This is a genomic window from Nostoc sp., assembly GCF_036917755.1.
Lineage (GTDB): Bacteria > Cyanobacteriota > Cyanobacteriia > Cyanobacteriales > Nostocaceae > Nostoc.
Map to the genome: position 1 here is coordinate 16,699 of NZ_JBALFC010000044.1, position 17,093 is coordinate 33,791.

14 protein-coding genes, 1 pseudogene and 1 riboswitch are annotated in these 17,093 nt (G+C 45.4%); of the genes and pseudogenes, 8 read left to right on the top strand and 7 right to left on the bottom strand.

The window, feature by feature from the left end; genetic code table 11:
* Positions 1 to 578: 578 nt before the first annotated feature.
* Positions 579 to 1,506, bottom strand: a pseudogene (locus V7L05_RS11040) (DMT family transporter).
* A gap of 280 nt (positions 1,507 to 1,786) precedes the next feature.
* On the opposite strand from V7L05_RS11040, the gene V7L05_RS11045 reads away from it, so the two are divergent.
* The gene (locus tag V7L05_RS11045) at positions 1,787 to 4,054 is read left to right on the top strand and encodes a cytochrome-c peroxidase (RefSeq protein WP_335164196.1); all 2,268 of its coding nucleotides are present in this window, start codon (positions 1,787 to 1,789) and stop codon (positions 4,052 to 4,054) included.
* A gap of 93 nt (positions 4,055 to 4,147) precedes the next feature.
* Here the strand turns inward: V7L05_RS11045 and V7L05_RS11050 are convergent, their stop codons facing one another.
* The 4 genes from V7L05_RS11050 to V7L05_RS11065 form a co-directional block, all read right to left on the bottom strand.
* Entirely contained in the window at positions 4,148 to 4,282 is a 135-nt protein-coding gene (locus V7L05_RS11050) for a hypothetical protein (RefSeq protein WP_335164197.1), read from the bottom strand.
* 132 nt (positions 4,283 to 4,414) lie between these two features.
* On the bottom strand, positions 4,415 to 4,621 hold the full coding sequence (locus V7L05_RS11055) for a hypothetical protein (protein ID WP_335164198.1): 207 nt from the start codon (positions 4,619 to 4,621) through the stop codon (positions 4,415 to 4,417).
* A 427-nt stretch (positions 4,622 to 5,048) separates the two neighbouring features.
* Complete coding sequence (locus tag V7L05_RS11060; RefSeq protein ID WP_335164199.1) at positions 5,049 to 6,227, bottom strand: GNAT family N-acetyltransferase; 1,179 nt, start codon at positions 6,225 to 6,227, stop codon at positions 5,049 to 5,051.
* A 75-nt stretch (positions 6,228 to 6,302) separates the two neighbouring features.
* Positions 6,303 to 6,905, bottom strand: coding sequence for a hypothetical protein (locus V7L05_RS11065; protein WP_335164200.1), 603 nt, complete (start codon positions 6,903 to 6,905; stop codon positions 6,303 to 6,305).
* A gap of 138 nt (positions 6,906 to 7,043) precedes the next feature.
* Between V7L05_RS11065 and V7L05_RS11070 the strand changes: the two genes are divergently transcribed.
* From V7L05_RS11070 to V7L05_RS11090, 5 genes are all read left to right on the top strand, one after another.
* The gene (locus V7L05_RS11070) at positions 7,044 to 7,391 is read left to right on the top strand and encodes a hypothetical protein (protein WP_335164201.1); all 348 of its coding nucleotides are present in this window, start codon (positions 7,044 to 7,046) and stop codon (positions 7,389 to 7,391) included.
* Between the two features lie 460 nt (positions 7,392 to 7,851).
* Positions 7,852 to 10,365, top strand: coding sequence for a phosphoenolpyruvate--protein phosphotransferase (gene ptsP / locus V7L05_RS11075; protein WP_335164259.1), 2,514 nt, complete (start codon positions 7,852 to 7,854; stop codon positions 10,363 to 10,365).
* Between the two features lie 176 nt (positions 10,366 to 10,541).
* Positions 10,542 to 10,631, top strand: a riboswitch (adenosylcobalamin-variant (AdoCbl-variant) riboswitch).
* Between the two features lie 50 nt (positions 10,632 to 10,681).
* Positions 10,682 to 12,154, top strand: a complete 1,473-nt coding sequence (gene cobG, locus V7L05_RS11080) for a precorrin-3B synthase (RefSeq protein WP_335164202.1) — start codon at positions 10,682 to 10,684, stop codon at positions 12,152 to 12,154.
* 258 nt (positions 12,155 to 12,412) lie between these two features.
* Positions 12,413 to 13,039, top strand: a complete 627-nt coding sequence (locus V7L05_RS11085) for a precorrin-8X methylmutase (RefSeq protein WP_335164203.1) — start codon at positions 12,413 to 12,415, stop codon at positions 13,037 to 13,039.
* Between the two features lie 2 nt (positions 13,040 to 13,041).
* Positions 13,042 to 13,746 (top strand): precorrin-2 C(20)-methyltransferase, encoded by a 705-nt coding sequence (locus tag V7L05_RS11090; protein WP_335164204.1) that lies wholly within the window; start codon positions 13,042 to 13,044, stop codon positions 13,744 to 13,746.
* 315 nt (positions 13,747 to 14,061) lie between these two features.
* Here V7L05_RS11090 and V7L05_RS11095 read toward each other — a convergent pair whose 3' ends face one another.
* Positions 14,062 to 14,964, bottom strand: a complete 903-nt coding sequence (locus V7L05_RS11095; protein ID WP_335164205.1) for an SDR family NAD(P)-dependent oxidoreductase — start codon at positions 14,962 to 14,964, stop codon at positions 14,062 to 14,064.
* A 112-nt stretch (positions 14,965 to 15,076) separates the two neighbouring features.
* Entirely contained in the window at positions 15,077 to 15,967 is an 891-nt protein-coding gene (locus tag V7L05_RS11100; RefSeq protein ID WP_292793773.1) for an alpha/beta hydrolase, read from the bottom strand.
* 363 nt (positions 15,968 to 16,330) lie between these two features.
* Between V7L05_RS11100 and V7L05_RS11105 the strand changes: the two genes are divergently transcribed.
* On the top strand, positions 16,331 to 16,555 hold the full coding sequence (locus V7L05_RS11105; protein ID WP_335164206.1) for a hypothetical protein: 225 nt from the start codon (positions 16,331 to 16,333) through the stop codon (positions 16,553 to 16,555).
* A 144-nt stretch (positions 16,556 to 16,699) separates the two neighbouring features.
* Positions 16,700 to 17,026: an ArsR/SmtB family transcription factor gene (locus V7L05_RS11110; RefSeq protein ID WP_335164207.1), complete on the top strand. Its 327-nt coding sequence runs from the start codon at positions 16,700 to 16,702 to the stop codon at positions 17,024 to 17,026.
* The last annotated feature ends 67 nt before the right edge of the window (positions 17,027 to 17,093 follow it).

Consider the following 17,093-nt stretch of genomic DNA (forward strand, 5'->3'; position numbering starts at 1 on the left):
TTTTATCAGGTGTTGGCTTTGGTAGTTATTCGGGCGCCCTGCTTGGTTTATTTAAAGTTATCGAAACAGAATAAAGGCATCAGTCGTCAGAATTCAGCATGAATTCTGGATTTAGCTTGCTTCAAATAAGGGGTATGAATAGGTTTAAAATCCCCATGAAATCTAGGATTTGGTAGTCAAAAAAAAGTAGTGATTCCCAATTAACCAGTAATTGATTATGATACCTCAGAGGAGCGTCTCCGGCTCCGCTCCTTAATTTTGATTTATGAATTATTACTCAAGGATTTTTTTATCGGACATAAGGTCAACAATTAAATCCTACAGAGTTACACAGATGGGTAAAGTATCCATATTGCAAGAGGCTGACTAAATAATTACGAATTACGAATTACGAATTATTTTGACTCCAGTAGGTTGCCTTCACTATTAAATCATAGCAAATAAAAAATACCCTGCCTCAGTATTTATGTTGTAGCTTTGAATCTGGCACGAATTTACTAGATGAAAAACATATAGTTTGGCGCATCTTCATGCAGAATTGATATAAGCATTCTGAATTCTGACGAATGTATTCTTCTTCAAGAATCAGCTTTTCCCAAGGCGATCGCTACTGAACCTGTGACTACTAAACCCGCTCCTAATATTGCGATGAAAGTCAAGTGTTCTGGTGATGTCCAATCAGGTGCAATAACTGATACAACTGCGACTGATCTTAATGTCACAATTGGAGCTAAAGCTAATACTGCACTCACTCGTGATGCTTCCCAATGTTCTAATGATTCGGCAAAAGCACCGTAGGCAATTAAAGTATTCAATGCACAAAAAACCAACATTTCTAAATGGAAACTATCAAGTATAAAAAGTGATTTTACTCTGGCTAGAGGAGTGAATAATAAAGCACAGTCTCCATAAATAAACAGCATAATATGAGGGGAAGATAAAGATTGTAATAACTGCTTTTGTGCCAAAGCATATAATAGCCCATGTTGCTGCTCCTAGCACAATCAAAATACTACCTAGTATATATGTGCCATGCGCTGTAACTAAATTTATTAGTTGTTCACGAAAAAATAAAAGATAACCGCAAGTCATTACACTTACACCAATCCATTGATACAGCCGGTAACGTTCTTTAAAAATCACTAACCCTCCTAAACCTAATAAAAGGGTAGATAATTGAACGAGAACTTCAGCGTTAGCAGGCGATGTAAGTGCTAAACCTTGCATAAAGAAAAAGTAATTAATCCCTAAGAAAAGTGTAGCGATCGCTAATAACTTCCAAGCAGCAGAATACAATTCTTCTAACTTTGGCAATTTACGGCGTATTCCTAAATACGCAGCAAGTAGTAAAAAAGATACCAGGAACCGAAACCAAATGATGGTATAAACATCAAGTACTTGCAGAGTTACCGTCAGAGCGATAGGTAAAATTCCCCACAATAAAACCGTCAATAGCGATAACGCTAGTCCTAAGCGCCACCGACCAGAACTTTGATGTAGCGACATTCAAATATCCTACTCAAAGTAGGGCTGATCATCAGTTAAAACATATCTAATTTGCATATCTGAATTTTATCAAACTCTTGTGGAGTAAGTATATTAACAGCCCAGCTAATCCAACTTAAATATAGAATAGCTTACCTACCTACCCAAGTTTTTGTAGTAATATGGCGTTTTTTGTTCACATAAAATTAGTAAATTACGTAATTACTTTACAAGAATAATAAATTTAAGACTTGCTCACAGATGTATAATTTTTTTCGTTGTTATTTTATGACAAAAAACTATGGGGATTATACCCATAATAAGCTTAGTAGTCTTTATTACTGGCTTATCAATTTATTTGCTACTAACCTCAAAAGGTCGATTTTTACTCAAATCTTTGGTGATAAAAATAAAGCGCCAAGGGCGGAGATTCAGAGATGGCAAGCTTAACTACCTCAGATCAAGATTTTCAAAGACTATAACAATTGCTGCCATTATTCTGGTAGCAGTAATAGCTGGAAATAGTGTATCAGCGCAGGTTACGGGGTCGCCTCGAGTTTCGCTCAAGAGCGTATCGGTTCCAGAGCCTAATAATCTTGGAGACTTTGTAAAAGACAAAGTAGCTGCAATCAAGTTAGGAAAAACTCTTTTTTGGGATATGCAGGTTGGGAGCGACGGACAGACCTCCTGTGCTAGTTGTCACTTCCATGCTGGAGCCGATAATAGATCCAAAAATCAGATCAATCCTGGGCTTTTGCGGGTCAACGCCGATGGTACACCGAATCCAGATACAGCTTTTAATGTCGGTGGCGCACCAAACTACCAGCTCAAGCCGGAAGATTTCCCCTTCCACAAGCTGTCGAACTCCAATGATTCTAAAACTGTTGTCTCTGACCGTAACGATGTCAGTTCCTCTCAGGGGGTCTTCAATACAAAGTTTGTTGATGTCAAACCTGGTAGTGCGGAAGACCAAGTAACAAATGAACGCGATCCCGTATTTAATGTGGGAGGTACGAATGTGCGCCGCGTCCAGGCGCGCAACACGCCAACCGTAATTAATGCAGCATTCAACTTCCGCAACTTCTGGGATGGAAAGGCGCAAAACATCTTTAATGGGGTGAACCCTTTCGGTTTAAGAGATGTTAACGCCTCTGTCGTCAAAGCACAAAACCCAAATCAGCTCCAATTTGTCAAAGTCAGCCTGAATAATTCGTCTTTAGCTTCTCAGGCGCTGGGTCCGCCACTCAGTTCCACCGAGTTGTCTGCTGATGGTCGCACTTTTCAAGAAATTGGTAATAAATTCGGACAAGTTAACAACGGAAAATCTGTCAGCAATCTGATGCCAGATATTTCGCTCGGACCACTACTCAGTTCCATTCAACAAATTGATAATAATCTCTCGCAAATTGGCAACACAAATTCTCTGAGCGAACTGTTGCAAAATGTTCTGTCAATTAGCGGTACAAAGCTCCCCCGAGTACTGGCGCAAAAGTTATCTACCCTCAGACCACTAGGCAAACAAGTTGTGCATCCACAAGACAGCGTTTTAGGTGCAAACAGTAGATGGCCTCAACCCGGACTGAAGGATAAAACCTACGAACAGCTGGTTAAAGATGCCTTTAAGCCGGAGTGGTGGAACTCTAATCGACTCATCCAAGTTGATGCTCAAGGTAGACGGACTTTTGTCAACACGCCTGATAACTCTTCCCAAACCAATGAGTACTCGGTGTTGGAGTATAACTTCTCGCTATTCTTTGGGCTGGCGATTCAGTTATACGAGTCTACACTCATTGCCAATGATACGCCATACGATCGCTTCTTGGAAGGAAACACCAACGCCCTCACTGTGCAGCAGCAACAAGGCAAGAAACTATTCGAGGGCAAGGGGTGCATCGGTTGCCATAGTGGGTTGGAATTAACCGGTGCTTCAGTCAGCAACGTGGCTAAAAGCGGACGAATCATACGTTCGCCGTTTGGTGCAAAATCCCCTGAAGACACTGGCTTCTTCAATATTGGTGTCAGACCTGCCACGGACGATCGCGGTTTGGGTGGTAATGACGGTTTCTCTGCTAACGGCCAAGGTAATCCCTTCTCTGAGGCACGGTTGGCTCAACTGGGGACATTTAATAATCTCCTGGGTCAAAACCCCCCGATTCTGACTCCACCGTTGAATTCAAGTGAGAGCGTAGTTGCAGACGGAGCTTTCAAAGCACCTGGGCTTCGCAATGTGGAACTCACTGCCCCTTACTTTCACAACGGAGGTCAGGGGACTCTAGAGCAAGTGGTTGATTTTTACAGTCGGGGTGGTGACTTTGGAGCTCTTCCCCCTCTGAATCTGTCACCAACGGAAAAACAGCAATTGGTCGCCTTTTTAAAAGGACTCACCGATGAGCGAGTTGTCCATGAGAAAGCACCTTTTGACCACCCGCAACTGTTTGTTCCTAATGGACATCCGGGTAACTCTACCTCTGTTACCAATAATGGCACTGGTAACGCTACAGATAGCTTACTGGAAATTCCTGCTGTTGGTAGAAACGGTGGTAGTGGCACTCGAAATTTCCTGAATTAATCCCATTTCAGGAAATACCTGATACAGATAGATATGTAGGGGTGTACAGCTAGCTGTACGCCCCTACATTTTCGGTAGTTACGATCGCATTGGCTAAGGAGTGCGATCGCCACCAATTATGATATTGCGGTAGTAAGCTGCTGGCTGGTGATAAAATTCATAAGGGCGATCGCAAATGCTCACCTGGTCAACTAGGATTGCCGATTGGACAGTGCCAGGTATGGTCACACCCCGAATTAGCAGAAGTGGTACAGAAATTCGGAAGAAGCAAATCGAGGTTGTAGGTTTGATGTGCGGGTGTGAGGTCTTATGTACTCACCTTTTCCGCCCCCCATTGCTTTACTCTCGGTCATTGTCCAGCTAAGTCAAGTTGTTAAAACCTACCCCCGCCCCCACATATAAGCCACTTATTGGCGGCCCCTCGGTAGCCGAGCCTACCGGAACAGCCCTAAATGCAATATCAAGACCTCCGACTACTTTTGATGCTTGGGAGTCATCTAGTTCCTCGAAAACTAAAGCTTGCAGATTTTCTTCGTTGGCTGTTAAAGCAAAGATTTCATTAGTCATAAATCACCTCCTTCATGTGTAGTTAGTCGATTGATATTAGTTAGCTAGTGACTGTATGCTTAATGTAGCAAACCGGAAATTGAGAAATCAAGGGTTTATACAAAAGATCCTACTAAACCCACTTTTCCTACCTTTTTTACGAAGCGTGACAAAATGGGATCGAGATAAATACGTAGGGGTTGTGAGCTAAAAGTTAATATGACTACGCATTATGGGAGATGGACATCCCTCTCCGTGGTTTGACTACGCAAAACCGTCCCTCTCCAACTAAGATAGGACTTACGCAAAGGGAACGGAAAACGAACCACAGAGGACGCAGAGGTCACGGAGGAATGAGAGTTTGAGAGGGTTTTTGCGTAAGTCCTATAAGAGAGGAACAGACTTGAACTAAAGTTCAACGCAGAGAGAGATTCGTTGACATCTCAGGTTAAAAGAAATCAGCCATCCAAGGAGAGCTACCTGCAAATATTTGCGTAGCTGCTGAAATAGCGGTTTCTGTCCCATGCAGTTTTCCCACTTGTTGCAAATGGTAGGGGGTGAACAAACTTGTATATAGTGGTGCTAGTTCTCGGATATCTAACTGCAACTCACCTTTTCCACCTTTTGTAACTTCACCGCGTCCGTTGGCGACAGAAAGAATAAATTTACCATTATTTCCAGTTAGCAAATTATCTTGAATATCTAAATGCAGTTCAGCTTGAATTCCCGAAGGATAACCCCGCATCTCCAGCGCCTTGACTACATCTACTACCCGCAGTAGCCAACGCATCGTATGCCTGAGCTTGGCAGTTTGCTCTGGTAGCAGTAATGTCAGGGAATCAATCACAGAACTTCTCCATCGCACCCGTTCAATTTGAGAGCGATGAGTGGCTAGAAAAGACCAAAAACTTTGTGCAGCCGCAACTGTAAGAATTACCCAATCTTTGATCCGCAGAATTGCGCCATCCTCTTTTGAATGTTGGCTAAAGAGGATATAGCCTTGGGGTTTCTCTTTGCTACCGATAAAATATGCGTAAAATGTTTCCTTCTCATCTGGCTGGATTAAGCGCTCCCAGATTGCGGGATGTCGGTCTAAATATCCAGGCGTTTGTCTCGCCTGCTGCTGATATAGTTCATAAAAGACTTGATGATTGATACTCACTATTGGTTGCAAAGGTAGGGGTTGCTCCCGCACTTGGATAGTGTTAGTAGCAACTTCCCAATTACACCAGCTACCCCCCTGCTCATACCCGACTTTTCGATACAAAGTTTGCACTGCTGGATAAAGAGCAGAGAGCGGTATACCCCTAGCATAAAGTTCTTTGAGGGTGTGCTGCATGAGTGCGATCGCAGCTCCCGAACCGCGATACTCTGGAGCAATGCCCACTACCGCGATTCCTGTCATTGGTACACGCACACCACCCCACCACTGACCCATATCCAGAGTTGCCAATCCACCAACTAATTGTTCTGACTCACGAATAATGCGGAAATTTTCTACGCCAAGGAGATTGATGTAAGCTTCCTCGCCACCAAGCCCACTGATGAAACATTGCTCAAAAATATACCCCAGATGCTGAATATCCTGGGGATGGGCAAGAGTGCTGTATTCAAATTTAGGTGTCATCTCTTATACGATTAATAATACAAAACCACAATCATACTATCCCAGCCCTTTTCGAGCCAGGACAGACATGATAACTCAGCCCTGCTGCGCCATCCAAGCGAGAAAACCCAAAATTTGCTCAACTGGAGGGAGGGGGTAATCTGTAAGGTCAATGGACGCGCATTGCTCTTCCAGCTTCAGAAACCGCCAAACCGTGCCACTACTCACTGTTCCGTAAATCGTCGAAATCGGCTGTTGCTTTTGTTGGTTAAAGCGTTGAGCTGCAACCATTTCGGCGAGGCATTGACCTAGCGCTGGTTTCAGGTCTTCCTTTTTTGCTTCCACTAGAATCACCGCAGGAGCTTTGATAAATAGCTGTTCTGGGGAACGACTAATGAGAAAGTCAACATAGCCAGTGAGTTCAGCCTCCGGTTCTACATTGAATTCCTCGCCAGAGAAAACGCTAATCTGTCCTTTGAGTTGGCGTTTCACTTCCAGTAAGACAGGATTGATGATGCCCTCAGAACGGGCTTTCTCACTACTCACTGCGATCGCCCAGGGAATTGTTTCTTTAAGAATATCCACTAGCAAAGCGGTAGGGGTGAGTGAGGGAATTTCTGGCAGGAAACGACCCCCTTCAACGATTGTGAGTTGGAAATCCTCTACAGCTTTTTGAAGAGTGAATTTATTATAAGGCATAGATTTATAATTATTAGAAAGTATGAAGATTAACTAAACATTTTACAGGCTTGTCTTCGCAATCGCTCGCTTGTAGAATGACCGTAGAAAGTAGCGAAGGTTAAAGGGCATAGCTGCGGGGGTTGTCTCTTTCATGGGGTGTTACTTCGACGTGAAAGCTATGCTGGTAAAGTATTATACTCTATTTTTTTCAGTCCCGATAACAGCTTTATAGCCCTGAAGTTGGACTTTAAAATCCAAAATTTTGACCTTCTGAGGCTCAACTTTGACCTTCCGAGGCTCAACTTTGACCTTCCGAGGCTCGACTTTGACCTTCTGAGGCTCAACTTTGACCTTCTGAGGCTCAACTTTGACCTTCTGAAGCTCGACGTTGACCTTCTGAGGCTCGACGTTGACCTTCTGAGGCTCGACGTTGACCTTCTGAGGCTCAAAACTTGGACTTCAAAACTGGCTGATATTAAAACAGCATTTACGCAAAACATTTGAGAATAAGTTGCACATTGCGTAAAGTACTTCTCAACGAAAATCGGCGGGAATCCCATCCCTTCAAGGGGTGGGAGGGATAGCCGCCCGCCGATTTAGTCATTAGTTATTAGTCATTGGTCATTGGTACTAATGACTTCGATTTGCCCCCGTCTTCAAGCCGGGGGATGAGTTAAAAACGATTAACTTTATTTAATATTCTAGCGAGACAATTTTGATGGCAATGTCTCAATTAAGTTGTACGATGGGAACAAACTTATCCAAAACATTTCTTCCCGGACTGCTAACGATAGAGTTTATGAATAGACGACACCACGTATTCCCTTAAAATAAGGCTATTTTGTTCCCATTTCTAGCTGGAAAGACCAAAATATTTTCGGGCAGTTGCAATTATAGCAGAATGGGAAAATGAAATGGATAACTGGCTAAACGCAAACCTCTCAACAAGGTTGATAGTGTGGCAGTGGTTGGAATTGTCATCGTTTCTCACAGTAAACAACTAGCTCTGGGTGTGCGGGAACTCGCCGCGCAAATGGTTCAAGGCCAAGTTTCCATCGCTGTTGCAGCAGGTATTGAAGATCCTGAAAATCCACTGGGTACAGATCCTATTCAGGTTTATGAAGCGATCGCTTCTGTTTTTTCTGATGATGGTGTCTTGGTATTAATGGATTTGGGTAGTGCTTTGCTGAGTGCAGAAATGGCAATAGAGTTTCTGTCACAAGCACAGCAGCAAAAAGTGCATTTGTGTGAAGCACCTCTAGTAGAAGGCGCGATCGCTGCTGTAGTAGCGGCGGCGGCTGGTAGAAACATTCACCAAGTCATGGCGGAAGCACGCGGCGCACTCGTAGCAAAAGCAACTCAATTGGGTGTAGTTAGTAGGGCATTGTCAATTGTCACCCCAACAACCCATGTAGAATCAGAATCACCAACGCGAGAAATCCGGCTGATTGTGAGCAATCGCTTAGGATTACACGCCCGTCCCGCAGCGCAGTTTGTGGCCACCGCAGCCCAATTTAAATCCCAAATTCGGGTGCAGAATTTAACGAGAAATACTGAGCTAGTCAGGGGTGACAGTATTAACCAAGTTACAACTTTAGGAGTGCGTCAAGGACACGAACTGGTAATTACTGCTACCGGTTCTGATGCAGATGAGGCACTGGCGTCATTACAGGCATTATTTGCAAATAATTTTGGTGAAGATAATGCTGCCTTGAATTATCCACCAGCATTTCACCATGCAGTTACCCCAGCAACTCCCGGCGAACTTTTGGGAATAGCAGCTTCTGGTGGAATAGCGATCGCACCTGTTGTTCATTATCTGCCTACCCACATTCAGATTACGGAATATCACGTAGATGATGTTGAGGCAGAGTGGCAACGAGTACAAGCAGCAATTCACATCGCCAGACAAGAAATCCAAGCAGTTTTCTCACAAGTATCTCTGCAAATTGGTGACGCTGAAGCCGCCATCTTCGATGCCCAACTACTATTTTTAGAAGATCCAGTACTGCTGGAAGGGGCTAAAGAGCGCATCTTAGAACACCATCTAAATGCTGAAGCAGCTTGGCAAGCTGTTGTAGATGAAGTAATTACTTCCTACCACACACTTGAAGATTCTTACCTGCAAGAGCGAGTTAACGATGTTGTGGATGTCGGCCAAAGAGTGCTGCGATTACTAGCTGGGAATGCCCCCGCTAAACTGCATCTTCAGGAAGCTGCAATTTTAGTGGCGACTGATTTAACCCCCTCTGATACGGCTGGACTAGATCCGACAAAGGTGTTGGGTATTTGTACTACTTCTGGTAGTGCTACTTCCCACAGCGCAATTATCGCCCGAACATTGGGTATTCCCGCAGTTTTGGGAGTGGATGCTCAGGTGTTGCACTTGGCAAATGGTACACTTATGGCACTTGATGGTGAAAGTGGTAAAGCTTGGATAGAACCAGAATCACATATCCTGGATTTGCTGGCAGCAAAGCAGTCAGCTTGGCAAACTACCCAACAACAAGCACGAGCTACAGCCCACCAGCCAGCAATTACTCGTGATGGTCAGCAAGTTAGCGTCTTCGCCAATATCGGTAGTATAAGTGATGTCCAAGTTGCTGTGGCTAACGGTGCAGAAGGTGTGGGGCTACTCCGCACTGAGTTTCTCTATCTAGATCGGACAAGCACCCCCACTGAAGAAGAACAACTAGCAGTGTATCAGGCGATCGCCCAAGTTTTAGATCATCGTCCGTTGATTATTCGTACCTTGGATGTCGGTGGTGATAAGCCACTTCCCTATCTGAGAGTAAGGTTTCCAGAAGCTAACCCTTTTTTAGGCTGGCGGGGAATTCGTTTCTGTTTAGATCATCCAGAACTCTTCAAAACTCAGTTGCGGGCAATTTTGAGAGCTAGTATAGGACACCAAATTAAGATCATGTTGCCAATGATTGCTACTGTCAGCGAGGTACGTGCAGCTAAGGTAATTTTGGGTGAAGTGCAGGCGGAACTAAATCAAGCTGGTATCGCATTTGATGCCGCGATCAAAGTAGGAATTATGGTGGAGGTACCGTCAGCAGTAGCGATCGCTGATCAGTTAGCGGCGGAAGTAGACTTCTTTAGTATCGGCACCAATGACCTGAGTCAGTATATCATGGCTAGCGATCGCACTAATCCCCGCGTGGCAAATTTGGTTGATGCGCTACATCCAGCAGTGTTGCGAATGGTGCAGCAAACTGTCCAAGCTGCCCATGCGGGGGGCATTTCGGTGGGATTATGTGGAGAATTGGCAGCAGATATTTTAGCAACACCAATTTTATTAGGTTTAGGACTGGATGAATTGAGCGTGAATCCCCAAAGTATACCTGCAATCAAACAGGCGATCGCTCGGTTAAGTATAGTTGAAAGTGAAGCGATCGTGGCATCAGCATTACAACAAGATTCCGCAGTTCATGTCAGAGAGCTAATCTCGACTTCAGTTACTCCCCCTGTGTAAATTCGTTGTCCTGAGCAAATATCTTCTCGATATCCCGCGCCCCATGCAAGACACTCATAATTTGAATTTCCGGTTGCAAGCTTTCTAGTTTCAATTGGTTAAACTCCTCTTCAAGCTGTTGCGATCGTTACAATTTGAAGCATTAAATTTTCTGACTGCCTTCTCGTGCTAAATTACTAAAACTTCGAGTTGGGAAACTCCGGTGAAATTCCGGGACTGTGCCGCAGCTGTGATGGGATCACCCAAGTCAGAATGCCAACTCTCAGGACACACTCACCATCTACTCTCCGCGTTGCACGGGGAAGGAGTTCTAAGTTTGGTTTCTGGATTTGCCACTTGTCCTGGCCTGTTTTATGCTACACCCGCCGCAGATGGGATCTTATCTCGCATTAGAATACCAGGTGGGATTATTAGTAGTCAGCAGTGCCGTGCGATCGCAGATATAGCAGAACAGCACGGTGGCGGCTATGTGGATGTGACTAATCGAGCTAACCTACAAATCCGCGAAATTCGCACGGGGATAAATGCTGAGGTTTTGAAGCACCTACAAGATATAGGATTGGGTTCTGGCAATCCTGTTATAGACCACATCCGCAATATTATGACCAGTCCAACTGCTGGTATCGACCCCCAGGAATTAATCGACACTCGCCTTTTCGTCCAAAGTTGGGATGATTATATTGCTGCACATCCGGCGCTTTCGGGACTGTCGGCAAAATTTAGCGTTTGCTTTGATGGTGGTGGGATAATTCGGGTGTGCGATCGCTTGAATGATATCGCCTTTGCTGCTGTCTTAGTTGACGGTAATGTTTACTTTCGTCTCCATCTCAGTGTAGGCGCAAAGGGTCAACCGCCTAGCGATATGGGAATTTTGTTACCACCAGATGAATGTTTGCCCGTCTTGGCAGCTTTGGCGGATGTCTATCTAGTTCATAGTAATACTACGAGTCAGGGTCGGCTACGTCTGTTAGATTTATTAAATACTTTGGGTTGTGAAAATTATCTCCAAGAAGTTCAGCAGCGTCTACCTTTTCCTGTTTTGTGCAGTGAAACAAGAAAAGACCTAACCCCCCAACCCCCTTCCCTTGCAGGGAAGGGGGAGGAAAAATATCAGCATATTGGCATCCATCCACAACGTCAGCAAGGCTTATTTTACCTTGGTGTCGTCTTGACCCTTGGGCGATTGGAGAGTAAACAGATGCGGGGTTTGGCAGATTTAGCAGCAAAATACGGCAGTGGAACTCTTAGGTTAACTCCTTGGCAAAATTTACTCCTTACAGATATTCCTCAGCAATGGGTTGTTGATGTTCAAAGAGAAATTGCTTTCTTAGGATTAGATACCTCTGCAAGCAATATCAAGAGTGCATTAGTTGCCTGTTCTGGGAAAAAAGGTTGTGCTGCTTCTGCAACGGATACCAAGAATCATGCGTTGGCATTAGCAGAGTATCTTGAAACTCGCCTTACTTTGGATTGCCCAGTGAATATCCACTTTAGCGGCTGCGAAAAATCCTGCGCCCAGCATAGCAAGAGTGATATTACTCTCCTCGGTGTCAGCATTGAGGCTGACAATGAAACTGTTGAAGGCTATCACGTTTATGTTGGTGACAGCAAGCACAAATTCGGACGTGAAATATATCAATATGTGATTTTTGCCGAACTACCTGCATTAATAGAGCGGATGCTATATGTATATAAAATTCAACGGATAAATTCTAATGAGTCCTTTGGAGAATTTGCTAATCGATATGCGATCGCCCAATTACAGAAGTTAATAAATACAGATGATTGATTACTCCCTTCACGGTGCAAGATTACCCAATTCCTCTGTTTGTCTTCCTCTGTGTTCTCTGTGCCTCTGCGGTTAATTAAATTAGGTCTTCTTCTAATGAAAAGTGAGTATCTATATTACAGCAGTTTTCATGTATTTGAACCACATCCGTCGTAGGGGCACAGCAGTGCTGTGCCCCTACCCGCGTGGTCTATTTACCTGAAAATAGCTGTAATTAACAAATCAATCCAAAATCCAAAATCCAAAATCCAAAATTGAATGCCCGACTACATCCGAGACGCCAACGAAATTTACCGTAATTCCTTTGCAATCATCCGGTCAGAAGCCAACCTAGATGCGCTGCCACCAGATGTAGCAAAAGTTGCTGTGCGTCTCATTCATGCCTGTGGGATGACGGATATTGTCACTGACTTGGGATATTCACCAACAGCAGTGCAATCTGCAAGGGCAGCACTGGCAGCAGGAGCGCCAATTCTCTGTGATTGCCGGATGGTTGCCGAAGGCGTTACCAGACGGCGGTTGTCTGCAAACAATCAAGTAATCTGTACCTTAAACTATCCAGAAGTGCCAGAAATTGCCCAGCATCTAAATACTACAAGGTCGGCGGCAGCTTTAGAATTATGGCGATCGCATCTTGAAGGAGCAGTGATTGCAATTGGTAATGCGCCCACAGCACTATTCCGGCTGTTAGAAATGCTCGATGAAGTAGCTGACAAACCTGCTATAATCTTAGGCTTTCCAGTGGGGTTTGTCGGTGCAGCCGAATCGAAAGCAGCACTGGCAGCAGACAGCAGAGATGTACCATTTTTGACATTACACGGTCGGCGCGGTGGAAGTGCGATCGCGGCAGCAGCAGTTAACGCCCTGGCAACGGAGGAAGAATGAATATGAAAACCAAAGGTCGTCTCTATGGAATTGGTGTCGGGCCAGGCGATCCCGAACTATTGACTCTGAAGGCGCTGCGGCTATTGCGTGCGGCTCCCGTGGTAGCATATCAATCAGCCACAGATAAAGCAAGTATTGCGAGAGCGATCGTGGCACAGTATCTTCCTGGCAATCAAATCGAAGTGCTATTTCACCTCCCCCGCGCTTTGGAGCCAGAAAAGGCAAAGTCTATTTATGACCAGGAAATTCAACCAATTGCCGACCATTTAGCGGCGGGTCGAGATGTCGTGGTGCTGTGCGAGGGTGATCCATTTTTCTATGGCTCATTCATGTACCTGTTCACACGGTTATCTGACAAGTACGAAACAGAAGTTGTCCCCGGAGTTTCCTCACTGATGGCTTGTCCGGTAGCCTTGGGTGTACCTTTCACCTATTATACTGATATCCTCACCGTCCTACCCGCCCCATTGCCAGCAGAAGAACTGACTACACATTTGCTGATCACCGACGCAGCCGCAATTATGAAGCTCGGTCGTCACTTTACCAAAGTGCGGGATATCCTGCATAAATTAGGGCTAGCATCACGGGCAAGATATATTGAGCGGGCATCAACGTCACAGCAACGCATCGTACCCCTAGATGAAGTTGATCCAGCCGAAGTACCCTATTTCTCGATGATTGTGATTCCAACTAAGAATCGACTATAAGTAGAGAACTATTGGCGCACTTCAGAGAAATTCTTCTGAGTTTCCATTAATTCCACTTCTCCGAAGAGAAGCGACAAAAAATAGCGAAATAGCTGCTTTTAATACTAGTATTCAAAGCAAAGTATCCAATGCTTTGGCAATATCTCCAGATGGGAGTAGAGAATGGAATTAGCGATCGCTATTTGTGCATGGAAAGAAGGCGAGTCTTTTAATTTATTGACAAAAGGCGCTTTATCTTAAACTTTCAGAGATAGGTTAGGGAGTTTAAGATCAAGCGCCATACTCTTATAGACAAAGAATTCAATCCCATTAAAGCTAGCGAAGTCCACCCGCGATGTACAGTGTTTCGCCAGTGATCCAGGCGGAATCGGAGGACGCGAGGAAAACGACAGCAGGTGCAATGTCCTGCGGCTGTCCAATGCGACCAAGTGGGGTTTGCGCTTCAGTCTGTTGGCGGCCTTGACTGTCGGCTGCGGATAGTCCTGCTGTTTGCGTACCCTCCGTTTCCACCATGCCAGGATTGATGGAATTGACGCGGATGTGGTGCGAACCCAATTCCTTAGCCAGGGACTTCGTTACAGCATCGACAGCAGCTTTAGTAGCGCTGTAGACCGAGGCATTTGCAGGCGTGAGGGTACTAACAAGCGAACTGATGTTGATAATGCTGCCACCCTCTGAACCGAAGTGCTTGACGGCTTGTTGTGAGGTGAGAATTAATCCCAGCACATTGAGATCAAACTGCTTGTGGAAGTGTTCTTCGGTGATGCTTTCGAGCGGGGAAAACTCGTAAATGCCAGCGTTATTGACCAAGATATCAAGCCTGCCGAATGTCTCCTGCGTCTTTGCAAACAGACGTTCGATTTCTGTCTTTTGGCTAACATTTGCTTGCACTGCGATCGCTTTGCCGCCATCACTGAGAATCTTGTCAACCAAGCGATCTGCTCCCTCTTTGCTAGAGGCGTAGTTGACAACAACAGCTGCACCTTCATCTGCCAGATCCAAGGCGATCGCAGCACCAATTCCTTTGGAGGCACCTGTGACAACTGCGACTTTTCCTTCTAGTTTTTTCATGGTTATGAGTCTCTTGAGGTTGTTGAGCTTGAAAAGCCGTCGGCGCGAATCATGTCGAATCAGCAAAGATGTTGATGCGATCGTAACAACATCTTCAATCAAGTCAGAGGGGATATTGCCAAGACGCTTGATGTCCCACCCGGCCACCCCGTGCCAGAAATAATCTCGCAGGGGCTGTAAAGGCTCGCAATAGAGCCACGAAACCAAGTGTAAAAGCAGCTGTTAGAGACATGAACATCAGAATGTGTAGTTTAGACGGCTAAATTGAGGATGGAACGAAGCGCTGGACGAAGGCAAGGGATATGTCGGCGACTTCTCGCCAGCCGCTATCGATTGTCAGCGCGTGTCCTCGGTTAGGGATCTCGACAATCTCAGTCACGCCACGATTGTGCTGTTGTTGCTGGAACGATGCGTTTGCGATCTCCCACGGAACCGTATTGTCCTTCTCGCCGGAGACGATCAGCAATGGCCCGCGCTCTGGGTTCTCGGTGTCTACCTTAGCCTCAGTCCACGGGTTGAGGTTGGCGGTTGCCGCCTGAAAGAGTGGCACACCTGATGCTGGCACAGAGAAGGTTTCGTAAAGCTCTTTAGCCTCCTCCTCGCTCACAGCATTGGCGAAACTGAAGCGAAACTGCTCATAGGTGAGCGGGATCGCCCGGTTACGATTCGCTGGATTGCCAAGAACTGGCCATGCGGACTTCAGCGCCGAGAACGGCAGAGGCAGCACACCTCGAAACGGAGCCGGATCGATCGCTACTGTTGCTGAGGACAGCCCCCGTCCGGCGAGGATCTGCACGAGCAGTCCGCCGAAGGAATGACCGATGATAGCAGGTTTTTTGTTCAGCCTACGGATAATCTCATCGAAGTGGTCTGCAACCTGCCCAACGGTCTTGTGTGCGAAAATTTCGGGGTTTGCATTTGCCTCGGCAACAGTCTCCGGGTCGTCGGGCCAACCGGGCGTGAGTACGGTGTAGCCAGCCTCCTCAAACACTACTGCCCACCGATCCCAACTGCTTGGCAGCAGCCAGAGTCCGTGGACAAAGACGATCGGTTGCTTTTTCGTTGCGTTAGCACGCTCAACCTGCTGTGCCTCATGTTCTGCGATCGTCCCCGTGTGGGTTGGCGGGGTTTGGAATGGTAGGCTAGTCATGGTTATCCTCCTCTCCTTGCGACTACGCGTCGCTAATAGTCAGTTTGGCAATCAAATTTTCGGCGGATACTTGCACATTTTTCAGCGAGGGTGCAGTCCAAGGGGGCAAATTTAGCTTGGAGACTGGCAATCGCTTGATAATTGAATTTACCTAAAAATGAAGACCACTTTTTACAAAGTTATTCTGTCGTTACAATACTTTTTCATCTCCTAGCTGTTAAAGGCTTTAAAAATTATCATTATCTTTAAAATTATTTTGAGTATTTTAACTGATTGATAAAAAATACTCCATCTTAAATTTATTGAAAGCGGCGGGAAACTCAATTCCCTTGAGTGGGTGGAGAGGGATAGCCGCCCCGCCTCTTGGCAGAGGAAGCAGCACTGGCAGCAGACAGCAGAGATGTACCATATTTAAGTACAAGAAAGAAAAACGAACCGCAAAGGACACAAAGGACACAAAGAAAGAAAGAAAGAAAGAAGTTAAAAGGGTTTGGCGCAGCTTCACAAAGAAATGGTATGGGGAGCATCTCAGTGAAAGCAAATACACTACACCATAGGAGAAAGAAGATTCCTGCTCCCTCTCCTTAGTAAGGAGAGGGCTGGGGTGAGGTTTAGGCTTTCTACGAAAGTGAGATGCTCCCAATGGTATGAGCTATTTCGATGAAAGTTAGACCTACCTTTCTTTTTGGTAAAGGTATTGTTTAGCATAAAGAAATACTTCAAGAAAATTTGATGGCTCCTAATAGCACCTTCACTCCTGAAACGATCACTGCTGGCTTTCATGCCCTATCTGACCCCCTACGGATTCAGGTATTAGAACTGCTGCGCTCTCAAGAACTATGCGTGTGTGACCTGTGCGACCTCCTGGGAACCACTCAGTCTAAACTGTCTTTTCACCTCAAAACCCTGAAACAAGCTGGTTTAGTTCGCGCTCGTCAAGAAGGGCGCTGGATTTACTACAGTCTCAATCTGCCGCAGTTTGTTGCCCTAGAGCAGTATCTAGCAGAATTCCGCCGCTTTAGCCCAATATTACCTATTCGTTCTCGCTGCGAGACATAAAAATCAATCAATTTTTTTTGTAATGTTTTGTTTCCTTCTACCTCTATAATTATTGACAAATCAATTT

What these genes read in the sequence shown, in the direction of transcription:
- V7L05_RS11110 (WP_335164207.1), top strand. Translation starts at nt 16,700, where the DNA reads ATGGCTCCTAATAGCACCTTCACTCCTGAAACGATCACTGCTGGCTTT.
- V7L05_RS11055 (WP_335164198.1), bottom strand. Translation starts at nt 4,621, where the DNA reads ATGACTAATGAAATCTTTGCTTTAACAGCCAACGAAGAAAATCTGCAA.
- V7L05_RS11100 (WP_292793773.1), bottom strand. Translation starts at nt 15,967, where the DNA reads ATGACTAGCCTACCATTCCAAACCCCGCCAACCCACACGGGGACGATC.
- V7L05_RS11060 (WP_335164199.1), bottom strand. Translation starts at nt 6,227, where the DNA reads ATGACACCTAAATTTGAATACAGCACTCTTGCCCATCCCCAGGATATT.
- V7L05_RS11045 (WP_335164196.1), top strand. Translation starts at nt 1,787, where the DNA reads ATGGGGATTATACCCATAATAAGCTTAGTAGTCTTTATTACTGGCTTA.
- V7L05_RS11065 (WP_335164200.1), bottom strand. Translation starts at nt 6,905, where the DNA reads ATGCCTTATAATAAATTCACTCTTCAAAAAGCTGTAGAGGATTTCCAA.
- V7L05_RS11090 (WP_335164204.1), top strand. Translation starts at nt 13,042, where the DNA reads ATGAAAACCAAAGGTCGTCTCTATGGAATTGGTGTCGGGCCAGGCGAT.
- V7L05_RS11085 (WP_335164203.1), top strand. Translation starts at nt 12,413, where the DNA reads ATGCCCGACTACATCCGAGACGCCAACGAAATTTACCGTAATTCCTTT.